This window comes from Shewanella jiangmenensis (assembly GCF_018596335.1).
Taxonomy (GTDB): domain Bacteria; phylum Pseudomonadota; class Gammaproteobacteria; order Enterobacterales; family Shewanellaceae; genus Shewanella; species Shewanella jiangmenensis.
On record NZ_JAHEPS010000033.1, the window covers coordinates 1 to 587 of the forward strand.

Genomic DNA, 587 nt, shown 5'->3' on the forward strand with positions numbered 1-587 from the left:
CGAAGCCGGCGAGGGACTTTTTAGGTTTGGGTGTGTGTTACACCCAAACTAACTGCGGAATTCCGCAATTTCACACCCTATTTATCCAGTTTTCAGCCTCAGTTTCACCGATAGCTGCATCGTATTCGTTCTGGCTGACCTCATGCTCCTCAACCTCTTTAACACCAAAGCCATGACGTTTTTTCAGCTCTGATTCTAAGGCTGCGATAAACCCGTGAGGGTCGTCCATATGGTCGTAGATCATCAAGGAGTAACTGACGTCATCAATGAGGCGTCGTGCAGAGGCAATGTGCCTCATAAAGCTGATAGGGTCGATGTCTGAGCCGTCTGTACGTTCACCGGAGCAAATGTCGCGCTCAGAGACACGAAGAATTTTACTTAGCGCGGAAACTTGACTGGCTTTGGGCTCGGTCTTGTCGTTTTCCCATTTACCATAGGTCTGCACGGTTACACCGACTTTATCTGCTACATCTTCCTGCTTCAGATTTAAGGCTATCCGCCTGTCCTTAATTACACTTCCGATGCTCATTTATCGACTCCAGATAACGTTTTGTTTCATTCTACACCACGTTTTCTGTATGCGAACC

General features: G+C 47.4%; 1 protein-coding gene. It reads right to left on the reverse strand.

Going from position 1 to position 587, the window contains the following annotated elements; genetic code table 11:
- Positions 1 to 70 precede the first annotated feature (70 nt).
- The gene (locus tag KJI95_RS19405; protein WP_214508841.1) at positions 71 to 529 is read right to left on the reverse strand and encodes a helix-turn-helix transcriptional regulator; all 459 of its coding nucleotides are present in this window, start codon (positions 527 to 529) and stop codon (positions 71 to 73) included.
- Between the last annotated feature and the right edge of the window lie 58 nt (positions 530 to 587).